This is a genomic window from Bradyrhizobium guangzhouense, assembly GCF_004114955.1.
GTDB lineage: Bacteria > Pseudomonadota > Alphaproteobacteria > Rhizobiales > Xanthobacteraceae > Bradyrhizobium > Bradyrhizobium guangzhouense.
The window spans coordinates 459712-477121 of sequence record NZ_CP030054.1 but is presented as its reverse complement, the minus strand read 5'-3'; the positions used below and the strand labels follow the sequence as shown (position 1 = coordinate 477121).

Sequence of the window (17410 nt, the reverse complement as noted above, 5' to 3'; positions counted from 1 at the left end):
TGGTCTCAGTGAAAGTGAGGAATGGGACGAATTGCAAAGCCGCGACTGTGCAATGCGGGAATTAGCTGGCTGACGGCGCATACTGTCTGATCGCGCAGCCTTTGATCATGACCCCAATTGCGTTCATCGGGAGGGCAGCCATCGTGCAAAAGAACAATGGCTCCAGGTTGGATGGAGCTCAGTACCGCGCTGACGATCGCATCCGCACCAGGCCGAGACCAGTCGCGAGGGTCTACAGACCAGTGAAGTGCGCCGAGCCCAGCGCTCGCGGCGCAGGAGAGCACATGTTCGGTCCAGAGCCCATATGGCGCACGCACATGTCGGAGCCGAGCCTCCGGGCAAGCCGACTTAATGGCACAGTTCGCGTGTGCAATCTCCGACGCGACTTTCGTTGGCTCGCATTTCGAGAGATCGGGATGGTTCATGGTGTGGTTTGCGAGTTCGTGTCCGTCGGAAACTATCCTGCGCGTAATGTGCGGATGTTCTGCTGCATATCTGCCGATGACGCAGAACGTCGCCGGCACGTTATGTTGGGAGAGGATGTCTAAGATGTGCGGGGTATAAAAAGAGTGCGGCCCGTCGTCGAACGTCAAGTGGACGCTTGGTGAGTCAGCATACTGCCTGCCATCGCCAACGCTTGTTAAGTGCATAGAGAGGCCTGTCACAGTTCGGGCCCGTTTCGCTCAATTGTCGTTCCGGGCGGCCATTCGCTCAACGGCTTTCCGACAGGCAAAACGACGAGAAGAGCGTCGTCTGTTCGCGTGGGCGGCAAAGCAGGATAGACCTCCGCCAGCGTAGAACGGACGCGTATACCCGGAATGATCGAGGCCAGCCCTGGGCGATCGAGCAACCTCGTGATGTGCGTTTTGAGCGCATGACGGACTGTGCCAAATCCGAAAGGAACGCCCATCAGGTGTAGTGTAGGATACATTGCGCGTACAGAGTGTGGCACTCCCAGACCCTCTAGGTCGGGGCGTACCGCGTACAATCCGAGTTCGGCCACCAACACGTCGGCATCGCCGACCTTGATGAACCGTCGCAGCGCGCCAAGATGAGCCGCAACGCCCCTGCTGTCGTAGCCGACACATCGGAGCTCGGGCCTCGCACCCGCCCAGCTCCGATAGCCCTCAAAGGGACGTGCATTGAACGTTCCGGTCGGTCCGTAAGCCGCTCGTAAGAATGCCGAGAGCTGGATATGATCCGATAGCTCCAACTCATTCTCCCAGCACGTCCGCCACTGTATTGGGGGGCGCATCGACCCATCTCCTACGTTTGGCTTCATTGCCGTGTATGCATGAGGTGAGGCGCTACAGCAGGGTGCGCACGGAATCGAGCGCACGGGGCTGCTGCAGGCGCTCTCCTGCGGTTCGGCGAAGAACGACTTGGGAATGCGGCGCAATGCGTAGCAGGCCGCGGGAGCCCTACAGGAATCCTGCTAGAAAGAAGGTGGGTGCGGTCAGGTTGTACAATATACGATGGTATATCGGCGTCCTTTCGCGGACATATCGGCGTCCTGCGAGTTGCGAGACAAAGCACCTCTGATGTATTACTCGCCTTAAAGATGTTTGATGGGGTGATCGAGGTGGTTTGAATGTGTGAACTGGTACGGGCTACTAATGTAAGACATGGCGCGCTCGAACTGGGATAGCGCCTGTTGCTGTTTGCAAGGGGCACGCATGGTGGTGTCGATTGGATGGGGCGCGCTGTCCGATTGATCGTTGTAAAGAGCCCATTGCCGCTTGATAACTGGGTCGCGAGACCAAGGGGTCTGCAGGGCTGAGACCATATGTGAGCTTCAAGAAATGCCTGGGGCGGTGTCGCTATGATTCGCGGTTCACTATGTTCAATGCGCAGCGCCACGATCGTGGTCTCCAAAATCTAACGTGTTGCGTCGGACACGTCACTTTTATTCCATCGTGGCGCGCGCGGGTAAAATCGATTGTTTAGATGAGTTACATCTACACTGCGGATGAATGAACAATGCGGTTTCGTGGCCTAGATCTAAATCTGCTCGTCGCTCTTGATGCCCTGATAGCAGAGCGTAACTTGACGGCAGCAGCACGCAGCATCAACTTGAGCCAGCCCGCAATGAGTGCGGCGGTCGCCCGCCTGCGTGCGTATTTCAAGGACGAGTTGTTCACGATGAGCGGCCGTGAACTTGTCCTGACCCCACGCGCAGAGGCTCTCGCCTCACCTACTCGCGAAGCGTTACTGCACATTCAGCTTTCCATCACGTCTCGCGAGCCCTTTAGGCCGGACGAATCAAATCGCCGTTTTCGCCTTTGCATGTCCGATTTCGCGGCTATCGTGCTTATTCGCAAGGTGATTGAGCGCGTCGCGCGAGAGGCGCCCGGCATCAAATTCGAGCTGATGCCACTGGCCGATCCATTCGACCACCCCCTTCAGCGGGGTGCGGTCGACTTTATCATTCTTCCCGACGTGTACACGACGGATGAGCATCCGAAGGCCACGCTATTTGATGAGACGCTGGTTTGCGTGGGCTGCCGTTCCAACAAGCGATTGGCGCGACCGCTGACGTTCTCAAGCTACATGTCCATGGGGCACGTTGCTGTCCGGTTCGGCCGTTCTCGCGTCCCGTCAATCGACGAATGGTTCATGCAGGAGCATCGAGTTAAGCGGCGCGTGGAGGTCGTGGTTCAGGGCTTCAGCATGATGCCCCACATGCTCGTCGGGACGAACCGGGTAGCGACCATGCCGGCAACGTTGGTGCGGCATTTCGCAAAATCGCTACCCTTGCGCGTTGCAAAGCTTCCCCTGCCGTTGCCTGGCTTTACGGAGACGCTGCAATGGCCTGCACTGCACAACAATGAGCCTGCAAGCAAGTGGATGCGCCAGGTCTTGCTTGAGGAAGCCGCTCGCCTCGGTTCGTCACAGGAGGAACCAAGCCTGGCTCCTGAGTAGCGCGTCCCCCAATTGGGGCCGTTCAGACGCGGCGGAGCATGTCGCGCTAAGCCTTCAATTACTGGCCTCCACGTGACACGGGTTGGCCGCAGCAAATGACCCGCATGCCCTTGTTGGTCGTCGGAAACGGTGTCGCGCAGCGGCGTCCAGACAGGCGACGGCCCCACTCTGATTGCCGCCGAGCGCGCCGTTCGAGCAGAGGTACTCACATGTCGACTTTACCCGGAGGTCGGTTCAGATGGTTGGGTAGCTCGTCTAGCCGGACATCTGCGTCGACATTCTGAGCGAGGCGGCGCAGCAGATCGCGGACGGCGGTTGCGCGCATCACTTCGCGCTCTGCACGTTCCAGCTGCTCGCTCAACAAACGCGAAAGAGACGAGCGTCCTTCAAGAGCGCTCCGGATTTCCTGAAGCGAAAGGCCGAGCCGGCGAAGTGCGACTATGTGGTAAACGCGTGTCAAACTGTCGGCGTCGTACATGCGATGGCCGCCGCACGTACGCTGAGAAGCAGTGAGCAGTCCTGTCTGCTCATAGTGACGCAATGCCCGCACCGTGACGCCGGTGGCATCTGCAAGTTCACCAATGCGCCGCCACCGACGCTTATAGAATGAAGGCCTGTTCATAGCCGGACCTGTACAACCTGACGCCAGGGGAGGTTCAAGCGCTTTCGGACCGCTTGCCTGGCAGGGCGGCGGCGTGTCGTAGATCGAACGAAGCTTGCGATACGCGGGTGTTGCGGCAGGCCATGTAGCGCAATATTGCGCTAATAGCGCATCCGGCCTGAACTACGTTGAGGGCGCTACAAGCTGCATCAGCCTGACAAATGAACGCAGATCGTCCGCGGCGGACGTGCGTTCAAGAATGAGCGTCGCGAGTGCTGTGCGATTCGCAGGAGTTCGCATGCAATCGGGGAGCGCAACGACGGCCTCATCAAGAAGACGTCCGAGCATTAAGAGGTCTTCGGGAGTATAGATGCGGCCTGGCATATGCAACGTGGTCCCTTAGCTTGTATTCAAATCCGTCACGTCGGCGCGGCTCCTTACAAAGGGGTTTGGCTGCTATGAGGCAGAACGGAGACGGACCTGGGGCGCGTAGGACCGGAGACTTGAAAAAACGCAGGCTCCTCGGCCCGGGCACGGAGAAGCTCTCAGGTGCCCCCGCCTAGAGGAGCGAGTTTAAGCGACAACGCCCCGCCGAAGCGGCCGATCGCGCGGTGCCGGTCACTGGGAGGGAGACCTCATCCTTGGTCTTGGCAGCTCGGTGATCGGCACGCTGGTTGAGCGTACGACGCGCTTCACGATGCTGCTGCATCTTCCCCGGGTTGCGGGGCATGGCGAAGCTCCGCGCATGAAGAATGGGCCTGCTCTCGCAGGGCACGGAGCTGAAGCGGTGCGCGGCGCGATTACGCGCACCATCATCAGCTTGCCCGAAGAGCTGCGTCGTTCGCTGACCTGGGATCAGGGAGCTGAAATGGCTCAGCACGATCGTCTTAAGATCGACGCGGGTGTCCAAATCTACTTCTGCGATCCGCAAAGCCCATGGCAGCGTGGCACCAACGAGAACACAAATGGGCTGCTGCGTCAGTACTTCCCGAAAGGCACCGACCTGAGCGGCCACAGCGCCGACGAGATCGCCGCTGTGGCCGCGGCCCTCAATGCTCGACCGAGAAAAACCCTGGGTTAGAAAACGCCGGCAGAGGCCCTTGACGAGTTGCTATCGTGAGTGAACACAATCTGTGTTGCGACGACCGCTTGAATCCGCCTTGAACGCCGCGATCGGAATGGTGGATCAGGCCGGCACTTGGCCGCCGCGCCGCGATCGCCATCCGCAACGCCGCCAAGGCCAGCTCGGCGCGCAAATGATCCGCCATCGCCTAGCCGACAATCCTGCGGCTGTACAGATCCATGACGGCAGCCAGATAGAGCCAGCCCTGATCGGTCTCGATGTAGGTGATATCGGCCAGCCAGATCCGGTTCGGCGCAGTGGCGATGAAGTTGCGGTCGAGCAGATTGGGGGCGATCGGCAGGTCGTGGCGGCTGTCGGTGGTCCGCACCCGACGTGGCCGCGCCATGATGGCCCTGCTGCCGTGACGCCGCATCAACCGCTCGATGCGACCACGGCTCGCCCCGCGGCCCTGATCCTTCAACTCGGCATGGATACGCGGGCTGCCATAACGCCCGCGGGTGTCGCGGTGGACCCGCCTGATGTCGTCGACGAGGTCACGATTGGCAGCAGATCGTCGGCTCCCCGGGCGCGAGCGCCAGGCATAATGCGCAGCCGCTCGTTCTCTCGCTGCAAACGCGCGATCTCTGCCGCGTGGTCCGCCGACGGCAGCGTCGCCCGCGTCGTGGGGCGCCGCGCCGCCGCCGTCGGCTGCAGCCGAACCCCTCGCTGCTCCACCCACCGCCGCAGCACGGACTCTCGCAAGCCAAGCTCCTTGGCAACAGATCCGATCGAGCGCCAACTCGATGTTACGAGATCAACCGCTTGCCGCTTGTAGTCGTCCGTAAGCGACCGACGCTGACGTCCTTCCATCCGACACCTCCTGGCTCTTCGAGCCTACTACAGGTGTCCATCAATTCGGAGGAGGTTCACGGGTGCAACAAGGGAGATCGGTAATATCCGGAGCCAATGTGCGGTGTGGCACCGGGCTGTTTCTGATCGGTGCGGCATTCAGCGGCAGAGGCTCAACAGGTCATTTGAACAGGCCGGGGGGCAGGCGGTTTGCTTTTGGCGGCCCTGTGGCGAAAGGAGTGATCTGTGAACGGCGGCATTATTGGTTCGGATTGTGTGTGCTTCCAGCTGATTAATGTCGGTCTGCAGGAGCGGCCTTGGGATAAACCACTTGAATCGACCGCAGGGTCAGGTTGTACACGGAAAAGGTGGAAGCGCACAGGCGTGCCGAGTGAGCTCGATTGGTAAGCAATGGCTATGGCGATCGCGCTAGATGCTGTCGGTTAGGGCTGCATTTTGACGCCTTGCTGTGTGACAGCCTCGAGTGTCTTCAACCGAACCCATAGAGCCCAATGTGGGGCACTGTGACCGGCTTTGAACAAACCAAGAGGTGAGGTGCGGCTGGTCCGCAACAGAGATAGGGAAAGCAGCGCGACCTGCGGCAGCAGGCGGATGTCGGGCTGCATAGAGGAGGATCTGGATGTCAGGTGACGAGGAATACCTTCATCGACATGCTATGGCAGACAGGAGTCTCGCGGAAGGCAGATCCGCCGGGATCGCTGCGTACTCGCTGCCATGCGTGAACCTCAACAGGAACGAAAACCCGTTCCCGATGCCTGACGTAGTCATGCGGGCTGCGTTTGCCGCGATTGGAACCCACAATAGGTATCCGGAGGAGGACAGCGGCGGCTTACGATCAGCGGCCGCGCGAGCCTATGGGGTCTCTGTCGAGCAGGTGATCGCAGGAAATGGCTCATCGGAGATTCTCGCACTTATTTACCGGGGGTTTCTTGCCGCTGGCGATACTGTCGGAATGTTGTCGCCCGGCTTTTCGTTCAATCATAAATTGGCGGCGGTGAACGGAGCGCGCTTGCTTGAAGTTGATTGGGCCGATCACAATGCTCTGCCGGCGAGCCAAAGTGTTCGGCAGGCGGCAGGAGACGCAAAGTTCATCGTGCTCGCCAACCCAAATAACCCAACAGGGACATTCGTTCAGATCGCGGAAATTGAGCGACTGGTCGCTGAAACGGATCAGCTTATCGTGCTCGATGAGGCGTATGTCGACTTTGCTCCAGACAATGCACTGGGTCTGATCGACCGATATCAGAATCTTCTGCTGCTAAGGACGTTTTCGAAGAGTTACGCTGCAGCGGGCCTTCGCATCGGCTTTGGCCTCGGTAACCCGCGGGTGATTGCAAGACTGCGTAGCATACAGAACCCTTTCAACATGAGCGTGATTAGCCAGTCCGTTGGCGTCAGCATCCTCGAGCATCGTAATGCCTACGATCAGTGCATTGAATGCATTGTTCAGGAAAGGGAGAGAACTATGGTGGCGCTGTCGGCGCTTGGATTCTATGTCCTGCCATCACATGCAAACTTTGTATTGGCTCGCGTACCGCTTGGGTACGACGGTAGATGGTGGCAGCAAGCCTTAGAGAGGAAGAATGTGAACGTTGCGGTGTTTCCCGAGGGGGACCTTGGGGGCTTCATAAGAATCTCAATAGGTGCGGCGGAGCAGATGGACACCTGTTTATCTGTGGTCAGTGGCATTGCTGGGGGGCTGATCTGATTAATGAGAACGATTTCGTCAAATCGGGAGGACTAACGTGACAAATGTATCACGTCGAATACGGCTTGGAATCTTTGACCACTTGGACGAAGACGGTCTCGACTTATCGCAGCAGTATAACGATCGACTGGTGTTGGCCGAAGCGTGTGACCGGTTGGGATACCACGCGTACCATCTTGCCGAGCACCATTGCACACCGCACGGGCGATCGCCCTCGCCTAACGTATTTCTGTCGAGCGTTGCGCAGCGTACGAAGCAGCTCCGCATCGGGCCGATGGTCATGCTGCTAAGCCTTCAGCACCCCCTTCGGGCCTATGAAGAGGCATGCATGCTGGATCATTTGAGCGGCGGTCGTCTTGAGCTCGGTATCGGGTGGGGCTCTCTACCGATTGAATTGGGGTACTTCGGGGTTAGCGCAGAGAGCGCTCGCGAGCTGTATTCCGAAGGAATGGAGATCTTGACCAGAGCGATGCGAGGCGGGACCTTGTCCTACGAAGGTCAGCATTATCGCCTCCACGAAGTGCCGTTAGCAATTACGCCTTATCAGCGTCCCCATCCACCGACCTGGATTCCCGTGAGCCAGCCCGGCTCTGCGCGAGCGGCCGCTGAGATCGGTGCCAATATCGCGAGCATTGGCCCGGCCTCTATGGTTCGGAAATCGACTGACGCGTACCGCGCGTGCAATTGGCGCGGAGGGGCTCCGCTTGTCGGTTTGCTTCGCATGATTGTAGCAGACACTTCGGAAGCTCATGCGTATTCGCTAGCTGCAGCGGCTTACGACAGATGGCTCACGAGCTTTAGGGTCCTTTATGATCTCAGCGGGGTACCTGCCCCTCCGAACCTTCCGCCAACCTTCGAAGCAGCAATTGAAAGTGAATTGTGCGTTGTCGGAACCGCCGCTTCTGTGCGAAGTGTCCTTATTGATCACCTGGAGCAAGCGGGAGCTAACTATCTTCTCTGCCAAGTGGCCTTTGGCGATCTCCCGCTTGTTGCGGCCTTGAACACGGCGACTATTCTCCGGTCCGAACTTATGGCGGGAGGCGGCCCATGAACCTCTTAGGATAAGAGTGATAAACCTTTCGGTGGGCTGAAGCCCATGATCCTCTCTGGACAGGCGCTGCGGCGCCAGGTCGAGCGCCTGTGAAGCGGATGCCCGCTCGGCTGCACCTAGTGCAGTCGAGCGGGCACATCAAGTGTTCGAAGCATGGTTGTCCCAGGCGGCGCGGGTGAGTACTCCAGGTCTGCTCATTCGGCGGGCTTTCCGGGCGCTGAACGAGCGAGTGGTGGTGCCTCGCAAGGTGGCGAGGTCCGATGACCTCGAGGTGGGCTCTGTATTTAACAGGAGAGTGACGACCGACTGAGGGCGGATCAGTCAGCCGAGCAATGCGAAATGTCAAAGAGAGACAGAAGCTGTTGTAGTAGGAGGTTAGATGGCGAGAAGTTGGTTAGGAAGATGAAGGTTTGTGAACTTGTCGAGCTTTTGTCGAGATGCGAGCAGGATGCGGTAGTCGTCATCACGGACGGTTCGTCGTCCTCGATTGCCGTGGCTGTGGTTTGCACGGTCCAAACCGGATGGGCCCACAGCCAGCAAGCGAACCCCAATTTGTCATTCCTGCCCGACGGATTGGATCATGCCATGTTACCGAGAGGTAGCAATTTGGCGCGTGGGGTGAGATTACTTGGCCCTAGATGTGAGCCGTTGTTGCTCCTTCAGTAGACATTCCGGGGACGACAGTGCCGGCGTCTGTCCCCAGTCTGGCGTCATCCGTGCTTGACTGTTGGACGGGCGGCTCGTTCCGACAAAGGCATGGAACTTGGCGACTCCCATTTGGAACTTCTGGAACTACATCAGCAGCCGTAGACTTTGACTGACCCCCAACGATTATCCAGCCCTGAGTACACTCTGGCTGTTGGATTCCCGATTGGGGTCGTAGCGACGGGAGCTGATGTAGCGCGGCAATCTGGGTAGGAAGTGCGCGGCAATCAGGATGGCGAGGCGTGTCGCGGCCTGATGATGATTGCCGCGATGATTGTCGCGCGCAAGAGTTTTGTTGAACTCTGATTGTCGCGCAGCGTCAATCAGCGACGGTTTTGGATGTCGCGTGCGATGGCGGCCGTCCGGGACCGCGTTTTCGTTCGAGGGCGGTCCGTCTGCGATAGCTCTCGACGTTCATCTCGACGATGGTGGCGTGATGAACGAGGCGATCGATAGCGGCCAGGTCATGGCGGGGTCCGGGAAGACCCTGTTCCATTCGCCGAATGGCTGATTGGCGGTGATCAGCATCGAGCGGCGCTCGTAGCGTGCGCTGATGAGCTCGAACAGCACGCTGGTCTCGGCCTGATCCTTGGTGACGTAAGCGAGATCATCAAGAATCAGGAGATCGAAGCGATCGAGACGATTGATGGCCGCCTCGAGGTTAAGCTCGCGTCGCGCTAGCTGGAGCTTCTGCACGAGATCGGTGGTCCGGGTGAAGAGGACGCGCCATCCGTTCTCGATGAGGGCCAGGCCGATCGCTGCCGCCAAGTGGCTCTTTCCGCCGCCGGGCGGGCCGAACAACAGCAAATTGGCGCCCTTGCCCAGCCAGCTGTCACCGGCGAGCGCCATCACCTGCGCCTTTGAGATCATCGGCACAGCTTCGAAGTCGAAGCTGTCGAAGGTCTTTCCGGTGGGCAAACGTGCTTCGACAAGGTGTCGTTCGGTCCGACGGCGGCCGCGTTCGGCAATCTCGTGCTCGGCGATGGTCGCGAGGAAGCGGCCGGCCGGCCAGCCTTCCTTGTCGGACTGTTCGGCAAATTGCGCCCACAGCACCTTGATGGCAGGCAGACGGAGCTCATTGAGCAACAGATTGAGGCGCGCGGCATCAACCGTGTTCGTTACGCTCATGCGGCACCTCCGGTCTCGGCGGTACCGATGAGGCATTCGTAGGTCGCAAGCGGCACGAGCTGCACCACGACGTTCGGCAGGTTGGCGGGATCGGGGGCGAAGTAAGCACGTAGCCGGTTGATGTCGGGCAGTTGGCCGGCCTCGAGGTCGGCGGTGAGCTGATCGGCGAGTTCGGTCTCGCAGCCGCGTTCATGAGCGAGCGCGAGGAGATCGACCATGATCCGGCAGGCTTTTTTGTCCGGCAAGCGTTCGCGCAAGCGATCGAAGGTCTTCCGGTAGGCATCGCGCGGGAACAGCCGATCCCGGTAGACCAGATTGAGAAGTGCCATCGGCTTGCGCCGCAGGGAATGGATCACGTGCCGATAATCGACGACCTGGTCGTACTTGCCATTGGGATGCGGCCGCCCACGCGGCAAGGTGACGAGATGGGTGCCCCCGACGAACACGTCGAGACGATCGTCGTAAAGGCGCACCCGCAGCCGGTGACCGATCAGGCGCGATGGCACCGTGTAGAACACCTTGCGCAGGGTGAAGCCGCCGGACGAGGTCACGCGGACGATCACCTCTTCGTAGTCGGAGGTGCGCCGATCGGGCAGCTCCTGCAACACCACGCGCTCGCTATCGATCCGCTTGGCGTTGCGGGCATTGCGGCGGCTGACGATCTCGTCGATGAAGCCGCGATAGGTGGCAAGATCGTCGAAGTCGACAGTTCCGCGCAGCAGCAAGGCGTCCGCGATTGCTCGCTTGAGATGACCGTGAGGCCCTTCGATCGAGCCATTCTCGTGGGCGACGCCTCGATTGTTGCGGGAAGGCCGCATGCCGTAATGGGCACAAAGGGCCTCGTATCGCTGCGTCAGATCGTCCCGTGCATCACGATTGAGATTGCAGAATGCGGCCGACAGACTGTCGGTCCGATGCTCCCGCGGCGCCCCACCGAGCGACCAGAGGGCATTCTGCAGGCCTTCCGCCAGGGCGACGAAGCTCTCGCCGCCAAGCACGACGTGGGCGTGCTCGAACCCGCAATAGGCCAAACGGAAGTGATAGAGACGATGATCCAACGGAGCACCCGCGATCGTCACACCCAACTCGTCCATGTCTGTGAAGTCGGAGAGGCCGAGTTGGCCAGGCTCGTGGGTTTGGCGGAAGATCACCTCCTGCTCCTCGCCGTGGACCGCCCGCTATGCACGGATCCGACGTTCCAGGGTACGACGGATACCGATGCCGAGATCCGGATGACGCCGTAGCATCTCCTCGAACACCGCCACCGGGCGTAAGCCAGGTGCCGCCTTCAGGATCGGGACGATCTCGGTCTCGAACACCTCGCTCAACGGGTCCGGTCGTCGCCGGCCGCGGGGCGCCTTCCTTTGCGATGGAAATCGGGGATCTCTCTCGATCCGATAGGCGGTCGACGCACTGAATGACGCCTTGGCCGCCGCCACTGGCGGGCTATCGGTCTGACGGTACTTCATGTAGAGCCTTCTGTGGTTGCCGCCCGCAATGCAAGAAGTTTCTGACCCTTTGGCGTGTGATCGAGTGCGGTCTTCTGTCAGGCCTTCCTTTACGGCATTTTCAGAAGCCGCTGGCCGGTATGGTGATCCGCGGACCAGGTCCAATTCTCATCTCCGAGCACGTCGGCTCTTTGGCTCTAGCTGGTTTCCTGATCCAGATCTGTTCGATCGTTGCGCCCATTCGGGTCGTCGCCTTCTCACACCCCCTTCGCCAACGTCAGGCTATTTCGTGCTGCATGCAGTCATGCCGTCACTGCCTGCGCTGGGTTCCGATAATCCTCCTTCCGGGTGAGCATGGCCCAAATCGTCCGAGCCATCTTGTTCGCCAAGGCGATCGCCACAAGCATGCGCGGCTTCCTCGCCAGCATCTGCGCCAGCCAGGATCCGCTAGGGATCGACTTGCGCCCGAGCCAGTTCAGCCGCGACATCGCCCCAACGATGAGCAACTGGCGAATGTCCGCCTGTCCTTCCTTCGAAACGCGTCCGAGCCTTTCCTTTCCCCCTGAGGAATGTTGCCGTGGGACCAAGCCGAGCCAAGCCGCGAAGTCTCGGCCACGTCGAAAGGCCGCCATGTCGGGCGCGAAAGCCTCGATCGCGAGTGCGGTCAGCGGGCCGACCCCCGGCATTGTCTGCAGCCGCTGCGCCGTGACCGTCCGCGTCGCCAACTTCTTGAGCTGCTCTGCCTTGGCATCGATCCGCTCCGTCTTGTAGGCGATCTGATCAATGAGACTCCGACATTCCTCGCGGACCAGTTCTGGTAGATCGCTGTTCGGATCTTCGAGGATTGCGTCAATGCGTTTAAGTTGTTCGATTCCTTGCGGGATGATATGGCCGAATTCGTAGAGAACAGAACGCAGCGCATTCACCAGATCGGTGCGCTGATGAACAAGGCGCTTCCGAGCCCGAAAGAGCACTGCCCTGGCCTGCTGTTCTTCCGATTTCGGCTCGACGAAGCGCATCTCGGGGCGCTGTGCCGCGATCACGATTGCTTCGGCATCAGCCGCGTCGTTCTTTTGGCGTTTCACAAAAGGCTTCACATATTGCGGAGCGATCAGTTTCACTTCATGGCCGAGCTTGACCATCTCCCGTGCCCAATAGTGGGCGCTGCCACAGGCTTCCATCACCACCACTGCCGATGGGTGGCCCGCCATGAACTTCCGAAACTGAAGCCGCGACAGTTTCTTTCGAAATTTCAAGTGTCCCGCCATTGACGCCCCGTGGAGCTGAAACACATTCTTGGCTAGATCCACTCCGATCACCGTATCCATCAATTTGCCGTCCTCTTCGCTTCGGGGTTCAAACACTGCGTTCTTGGCACATTACGATGCCGTCTGGGGAGGGCGGCAACCATCCCATCTCATCTGGTGATCTGTGATGTGTCGGCCGGGCACGCGAGTGATTCCTCTTGGCGGAAGAACCACTTGCATAACCCCGCCGGCCGCGATCACCAGTCGGCGCGGTCCTCCTCGGGATCGCGCCGACGCTGGGCTCGTAACTCCGGTCGGGCTACGCCCTCCCTACGTCACGAGCCCAGCGAAACTCTCTCACCTTGATTGACGCTGCCTTCCATCCTGATCGCCGCGCGACAAGCTGACGCGGAGCCTTCGCATAGCGCAGTGCCAGATCCCGGCAGGTGAAGACGAACCCGAACGGGGTCTTCCATCCGAGCTGGGAGTGTGGTCGCGCGTCGTTGTAATCGGCCCGCCGGCACCCAGGCACGACACGGGCCTGGGCAGGGACGTAAACAGCGGCTCGCCCCGCAGCTGGCCATTGAAGTCTTCGATGCGCATTCTGCATAGGCTTGCCGGGCCCCATTTAGTGCCAGGCTAGGCGGCTCTGATCAGCCCACGACATGATGCCATTGCTGTCGGCCTCGCTGTTGTCGTTGACCACCATCTTGGAGTTGCCGCGCTCAATGGAGTTAAATCGGTTGCGCGATCAGCGGTTCGGACGCTGCAGACAGCCTGCGCGGCGGACGTAAGTCCGGTTCGCCGGCGGGGCGGAAGGCAAGCGGGGACCTAGCTGATCGAGAGATCGAGAAGCTCACGCTCAAGAAGCTCCAGCACGAGCAGTTCGGACAGTCCTCCGGAGCGAGGCGCATTGCTGGACTGGCTCGAGCTGCAGCTCGCTGGCCTGGAGGAAAAAGCTGGGCAGTCCAGACCGGTCTCAGGTGGCTGCGGACAAGATGGCGGTGCCATCGTTCGAGCGCCGCAAGCCAGCCCGCCGGCCACTGGCGGAGCATCTCCCACGGGAACGCATCGATCTATGCGCCACCTGCGATCTGCCCATGCATGCCTCCGGGCTGGGAATTGTCTGAGCCGTATCCTGGCGCGCTTTGGATAGCCAACGAGCCACCCTAGGCGGTATGCAAACAAAGCTTCGGCAACTTGCCACTTCATCGTCGGCCCCGCGATAGGAGTGCTGCGGTACAAACAAGCCCGCGAACCGCGCATGTCGGTCATCCACTCTGCCGAGCGTGGCTTTCCTCAAACAGACCGGAGCACCTTGTTTCTAAGCAGAACGTCGCCCTCAATCTCTCGCGGATACAGAGTAACCACTTCGAACGCGGGAAGGAGGTCAAGGATGGAGCGCAGTGAAAGCTGGCCTTCGTACAGTTCGCGGTCACTATACTCGGTGTAGATGAACCGTGTTCTGCCCAGGGTTTTCTGACCGCCAGCGATTACGTCCGACTCAGCTCCTTGAACATCCATCCAGATTAGATCAACAGGGCCGCTGAGACCAGCTTCGCCGCTCCAGTCATCCAGTCGCTGGGTCTCGACCAGAATCGAGTCATCAAAGCGAACCCAATCATATTCTGAAAGGTGATTTTTGGGTCTACGTATGGAGCCCGATAAGTCCCACCCCCTCGCATCTCCGTCCCCATTGCTCGGATGAAACTCGATGGTACCGTTTCGATCACTGATGGCGAGCTGCATGAGCGCCACGTTGGGTCGAGCCAGACGCTTATTCTCCTTGAAGCGAGCTATTGCGCGAGGGTCAGGTTCAAAGCAGTATACGCTGGCGTCTGGACACAGCTCAAGAAATCGCTGTGTGTCGCTACCATCATTGCATCCAATGTCCAAGATAACCGGGCATGTGACCCGAAGATGAGAAACGATCTTCTGGTGTATTTCCAGTGTAGGTAACGACTCTAGCATCTGTCCTTATCCTTTTCGTTGCGATGTGTGTTAACCGGTGGAACCAGGAGCCTGGGAGGTGCTGGCGGGTTGCTCAATAAGGGCACTCGTCGAGTAACGAGTAACAACGTTGAGAGGGCAATGGCAGCTCTGTTGCGAGGCTCTGGCGGATCATTGACCGGGGTAAGTAGCCTTTGGCTCAGAGCCGCGTTCACAAGTGGAAATTGCGAGGTCGAGGAAACGGTGCGGCTACCCGAGAGCACGCGATCGGAGGCGAGACAGGCAACCCTATGGTTGGATAGAGCGTCCACAATCGGTGAGATCTGGCCAAGCAGTAGGCAAATAGGAGCGTATCAACAATCGTGTTTCCGGTAGCGTTCTGCGCCCTAATATTCATTGAGGGATCTCTATTTGCGAGCTCGCACCGAGCTGCTGCTTACTATTGCGCGGCCCACCCTCGGCTGTACAATCGATTTCAATGATGGGCTATATTTGGCTAATGGATAGTTGGCCTCCAGAGGCCAGCGAAAAGGTCATTTAAATACAACACACGCGCAATCACCGTCCGATGGTGGCGCCTGGGGTCTGGCCGCGTGCTGCCGGGCGTACGGGGCCACCCGCACTCGCGATGATTATGGTCATTCAAACTTAGGTGGGGACCCGATGCCCTGCCCTCTCTAAGTTGATGTGCGACACCACGATGGCACGTCACTTACAAAGATGGCATCAATGGCCGTTGACATACTGCCGAGTGAACGGCTCCGGTGCTCGGTTTCAAGACCTATGTTCATACCAACTTGTGCACCGTGCAGGCCGCCGCGCCATGACAGGGTGCGAGATGACGGCCATAACGGCTGCAACTAATAGCTCAGAGCCGCATTAAAGGTCTCTCGGTCGAGCTCGCCCTCGGACGAGGCAACGATCACGCAGGCCACGCCGTTGCCACAGAGGTTGGTCAACGCGCGGCATTCGCTCATGAACTTGTCTATGCCCAGCACGATGGCCATGCCCGGCACGAGCCGTGGATCTACGACCGCGAGCGTCGCCGCCAGCGTGATGAAGCCTGCACCGGCGATGCCAGAGGCCCCCTTCGAGGTCAGCATCGCCACGAGCAGGATCGTGAGTTGCTGGCTGAACGTCAGATCGTAGCCGAGCGCCTGCGAGATAAAGAGCGTCGCTAGCGTCATGTAGATGTTGGTGCCGTCGAGATTGAACGAATAACCCGTGGGCACCACGAGGCCGACCACCGATTTTGAGCAGCCGAGACGTTCCAGCTTCTCCATCAAGGACGGCAGCGCGCTCTCCGAGGACGAGGTGCCGAGCACGATCAGCAGCTCGTCCTTGATGTAGGCGAGGAACTTGAAGATCGAGAAGCCGGCAAGGCGCGCGATAATGCCGAGCACCAGGAGCACGAATAGGGCCGCAGTGACGTAGAAGGTCGCGATCAGGCCCATCAAATTGAGGATCGCGCCGGTCCCGAACTTGCCGATCGTGTAGGCCATCGCGCCGAAGGCGCCGACCGGCGCCGCGCGCATTACGATCGAGATCACGCCGAACACCGCATGCGCGGCATCATCGATGAAGCTGCGGATCAAATGGCCGCGTTCGCCGAGCCCCAGGATAGCGAAGCCGAACAGGACGGAGAACAGCAGCACTTGCAGGATCTCGCCTTGCGCGAAGGCGCCGACCACGGTGTCGGGAATGATGTGCAGGATGAAGTCGACCGACTTCTGGCCTTCGGCCTGCTTGGCGTAGTTGGCGACCGCCTGCGCGTTGGCCGCCGCACTGCCGAAGCCCGCGCCCGGCCTCACGACATTGCCGATGATGAGGCCGATGATGAGCGCGAAGGTGGAGACGACCTCGAAATAGACCAACGCCTTCACGCCGATGCGTCCGACCTTCTTGGCATCATGGATATGGGCGATGCCGGAGACGACGGTGCAGAAGACGATCGGAGCGATCACCATCTTGATCAACTTGATGAAGCCCTCGCCCAGCGCCTTGATCCAGTCATTAGTGGCCAGGTGCGGCCAGCGCCAGCCGACGATGCCGCCGAGAGCAATTGCCGCCAAAACCTGGACATATAGCATTTTATGTGAGCGGGCTCCGGCACGCGGCTGCTCGGCGCGCCCGACGCCTCCAATGGGTTTGGTCATGTCTCCATCCTTCCTGGCGATCGGCTCCCAGTGTGCAGAACGAGCTTTGGCGTTGGCAGCGCCAGTGAGGCATAGTGGCCGGCATGTTATTGGGGCATGTGGGCGTGCTCAGGAAGGCGGCTTAAGCGGTTTCGCCTCAGGCCGATCCCGAGTTCATTCGAGTATTTTTAGGCTGTCGTGGATCAAACCAAAAAGAGCCAGCGATTGAGCTGTTTTTGCGCAGCCTCGTCGCCACCGGTCAGCGGGCAATAGCTGCCTTACACGCTCCCAGTCTAGGTGATCCAAAATCACGACCTTCATCTCCCAGTCGCAGCGTTCCGCCAAGAGGGTCTGTGGGCGTAAGCGCAGGTACTTCACTATTTCACGTTCCTGCATCCAATGTCTAAGGGCGCCTCGCTAGAGAAGACTGCGTTCTTCTTCGAGATCGATCAGGCTGCGTGGCGCATGATAGTAACGGGATGAGGAATCTGGTTATTCCCGGGCATCTGGATCATGCAGACGAAGTGTGCATGCGGACCTCCCCTATTCTCGTGAGCTTTGCCCTAAAAGAGCAAACTGCGT

12 protein-coding genes and 5 pseudogenes are annotated in these 17410 nt (G+C 59.5%); 5 read left to right on the top strand and 12 right to left on the bottom strand.

Annotation, left to right across the window (positions count from 1 at the left end; genetic code table 11):
- Window positions 1-5 precede the first annotated feature (5 nt).
- Window positions 6-650: a chitooligosaccharide deacetylase NodB gene (gene nodB / locus XH91_RS36250; protein WP_128930191.1), complete on the bottom strand. Its 645-nt coding sequence runs from the start codon at window positions 648-650 to the stop codon at window positions 6-8.
- A gap of 11 nt (window positions 651-661) precedes the next feature.
- Window positions 662-1255 (bottom strand): NodA family N-acyltransferase, encoded by a 594-nt coding sequence (locus tag XH91_RS36245; RefSeq protein WP_128929903.1) that lies wholly within the window; start codon window positions 1253-1255, stop codon window positions 662-664.
- Window positions 1256-1980: 725 nt separating this feature from the next.
- Here XH91_RS36245 and XH91_RS36240 point away from each other — a divergent pair.
- Window positions 1981-2922, top strand: coding sequence for a LysR family transcriptional regulator (locus tag XH91_RS36240; protein ID WP_128929902.1), 942 nt, complete (start codon window positions 1981-1983; stop codon window positions 2920-2922).
- A 205-nt stretch (window positions 2923-3127) separates the two neighbouring features.
- Here the strand turns inward: XH91_RS36240 and XH91_RS36235 are convergent, their stop codons facing one another.
- Complete coding sequence (locus XH91_RS36235; protein ID WP_128929901.1) at window positions 3128-3544, bottom strand: MerR family transcriptional regulator; 417 nt, start codon at window positions 3542-3544, stop codon at window positions 3128-3130.
- Between the two features lie 560 nt (window positions 3545-4104).
- Between XH91_RS36235 and XH91_RS36225 the strand changes: the two are divergent.
- Window positions 4105-4643: pseudogene (locus tag XH91_RS36225) on the top strand (IS30 family transposase); the annotation flags it as partial.
- A gap of 151 nt (window positions 4644-4794) precedes the next feature.
- Here the strand turns inward: XH91_RS36225 and XH91_RS40290 are convergent.
- The 3 genes and pseudogenes from XH91_RS40290 to XH91_RS40280 all read right to left on the bottom strand — a co-directional run bounded on the left by XH91_RS40290 (window position 4795) and on the right by XH91_RS40280 (window position 5456).
- Window positions 4795-4992 carry a DDE-type integrase/transposase/recombinase gene (locus XH91_RS40290; protein ID WP_167506288.1) on the bottom strand — a complete coding sequence of 66 codons (198 nt, stop codon included), beginning with the start codon at window positions 4990-4992 and terminating at the stop codon, window positions 4795-4797.
- Window positions 4990-5130 (bottom strand): annotated as a pseudogene (locus XH91_RS40285) (IS3 family transposase); the annotation flags it as partial. The pseudogene XH91_RS40285 and the gene XH91_RS40290, both read right to left, overlap by 3 nt.
- Window positions 5064-5456 carry a transposase gene (locus tag XH91_RS40280; RefSeq protein WP_128929899.1) on the bottom strand — a complete coding sequence of 131 codons (393 nt, stop codon included), beginning with the start codon at window positions 5454-5456 and terminating at the stop codon, window positions 5064-5066. The gene XH91_RS40280 and the pseudogene XH91_RS40285, both read right to left, overlap by 67 nt.
- 655 nt (window positions 5457-6111) lie before the next feature.
- Between XH91_RS40280 and hisC the strand changes: the two genes are divergently transcribed.
- A complete protein-coding gene (gene hisC / locus XH91_RS36210; RefSeq protein WP_232995662.1) occupies window positions 6112-7164 on the top strand; it encodes a histidinol-phosphate transaminase in 1053 nt (350 codons plus the stop codon).
- 37 nt (window positions 7165-7201) lie between these two features.
- Window positions 7202-8215 (top strand): LLM class flavin-dependent oxidoreductase, encoded by a 1014-nt coding sequence (locus XH91_RS36205; RefSeq protein WP_128955129.1) that lies wholly within the window; start codon window positions 7202-7204, stop codon window positions 8213-8215.
- A gap of 1090 nt (window positions 8216-9305) precedes the next feature.
- On the opposite strand, the pseudogene istB reads toward XH91_RS36205, so the two are convergent.
- The 4 genes and pseudogenes from istB to XH91_RS40350 all read right to left on the bottom strand — a co-directional run.
- Window positions 9306-10048, bottom strand: a pseudogene (gene istB, locus XH91_RS36195) (IS21-like element helper ATPase IstB); the annotation flags it as partial.
- A pseudogene (gene istA / locus XH91_RS36190) lies at window positions 10045-11517 on the bottom strand (IS21 family transposase). The pseudogenes istB and istA, both read right to left, overlap by 4 nt.
- A 281-nt stretch (window positions 11518-11798) precedes the next feature.
- On the bottom strand, window positions 11799-12824 hold the full coding sequence (locus XH91_RS36185; protein ID WP_164934317.1) for an IS110 family RNA-guided transposase: 1026 nt from the start codon (window positions 12822-12824) through the stop codon (window positions 11799-11801).
- Between the two features lie 331 nt (window positions 12825-13155).
- Window positions 13156-13470, bottom strand: a pseudogene (locus XH91_RS40350) (integrase core domain-containing protein); the annotation flags it as partial.
- A 214-nt stretch (window positions 13471-13684) separates the two neighbouring features.
- Here XH91_RS40350 and XH91_RS40270 point away from each other — a divergent pair.
- A complete protein-coding gene (locus XH91_RS40270) occupies window positions 13685-13873 on the top strand; it encodes a transposase domain-containing protein (protein ID WP_465251698.1) in 189 nt (62 codons plus the stop codon).
- 169 nt (window positions 13874-14042) lie between these two features.
- Here XH91_RS40270 and XH91_RS36170 read toward each other — a convergent pair whose 3' ends face one another.
- Window positions 14043-14714: an FkbM family methyltransferase gene (locus XH91_RS36170; protein ID WP_128929894.1), complete on the bottom strand. Its 672-nt coding sequence runs from the start codon at window positions 14712-14714 to the stop codon at window positions 14043-14045.
- Window positions 14715-15553: 839 nt separating this feature from the next.
- Window positions 15554-16783 (bottom strand): C4-dicarboxylate transporter DctA, encoded by a 1230-nt coding sequence (gene dctA, locus XH91_RS36165; protein ID WP_206733223.1) that lies wholly within the window; start codon window positions 16781-16783, stop codon window positions 15554-15556.
- Window positions 16784-17410: the final 627 nt, after the last annotated feature.

Coding starts and splice junctions, on each gene's coding strand:
- dctA (WP_206733223.1), bottom strand. CDS start 16,783: ATGCTATATGTCCAGGTTTTGGCGGCAATTGCTCTCGGCGGCATCGTC.
- XH91_RS40290 (WP_167506288.1), bottom strand. CDS start 4,992: ATGGCGCGGCCACGTCGGGTGCGGACCACCGACAGCCGCCACGACCTG.
- hisC (WP_232995662.1), top strand. CDS start 6,112: ATGGCAGACAGGAGTCTCGCGGAAGGCAGATCCGCCGGGATCGCTGCG.
- XH91_RS36245 (WP_128929903.1), bottom strand. CDS start 1,255: ATGCGCCCCCCAATACAGTGGCGGACGTGCTGGGAGAATGAGTTGGAG.
- nodB (WP_128930191.1), bottom strand. CDS start 650: ATGCACTTAACAAGCGTTGGCGATGGCAGGCAGTATGCTGACTCACCA.
- XH91_RS36235 (WP_128929901.1), bottom strand. CDS start 3,544: ATGAACAGGCCTTCATTCTATAAGCGTCGGTGGCGGCGCATTGGTGAA.
- XH91_RS40280 (WP_128929899.1), bottom strand. CDS start 5,456: ATGGAAGGACGTCAGCGTCGGTCGCTTACGGACGACTACAAGCGGCAA.
- XH91_RS36170 (WP_128929894.1), bottom strand. CDS start 14,714: ATGCTAGAGTCGTTACCTACACTGGAAATACACCAGAAGATCGTTTCT.
- XH91_RS36240 (WP_128929902.1), top strand. CDS start 1,981: ATGCGGTTTCGTGGCCTAGATCTAAATCTGCTCGTCGCTCTTGATGCC.
- XH91_RS36185 (WP_164934317.1), bottom strand. CDS start 12,824: ATGGATACGGTGATCGGAGTGGATCTAGCCAAGAATGTGTTTCAGCTC.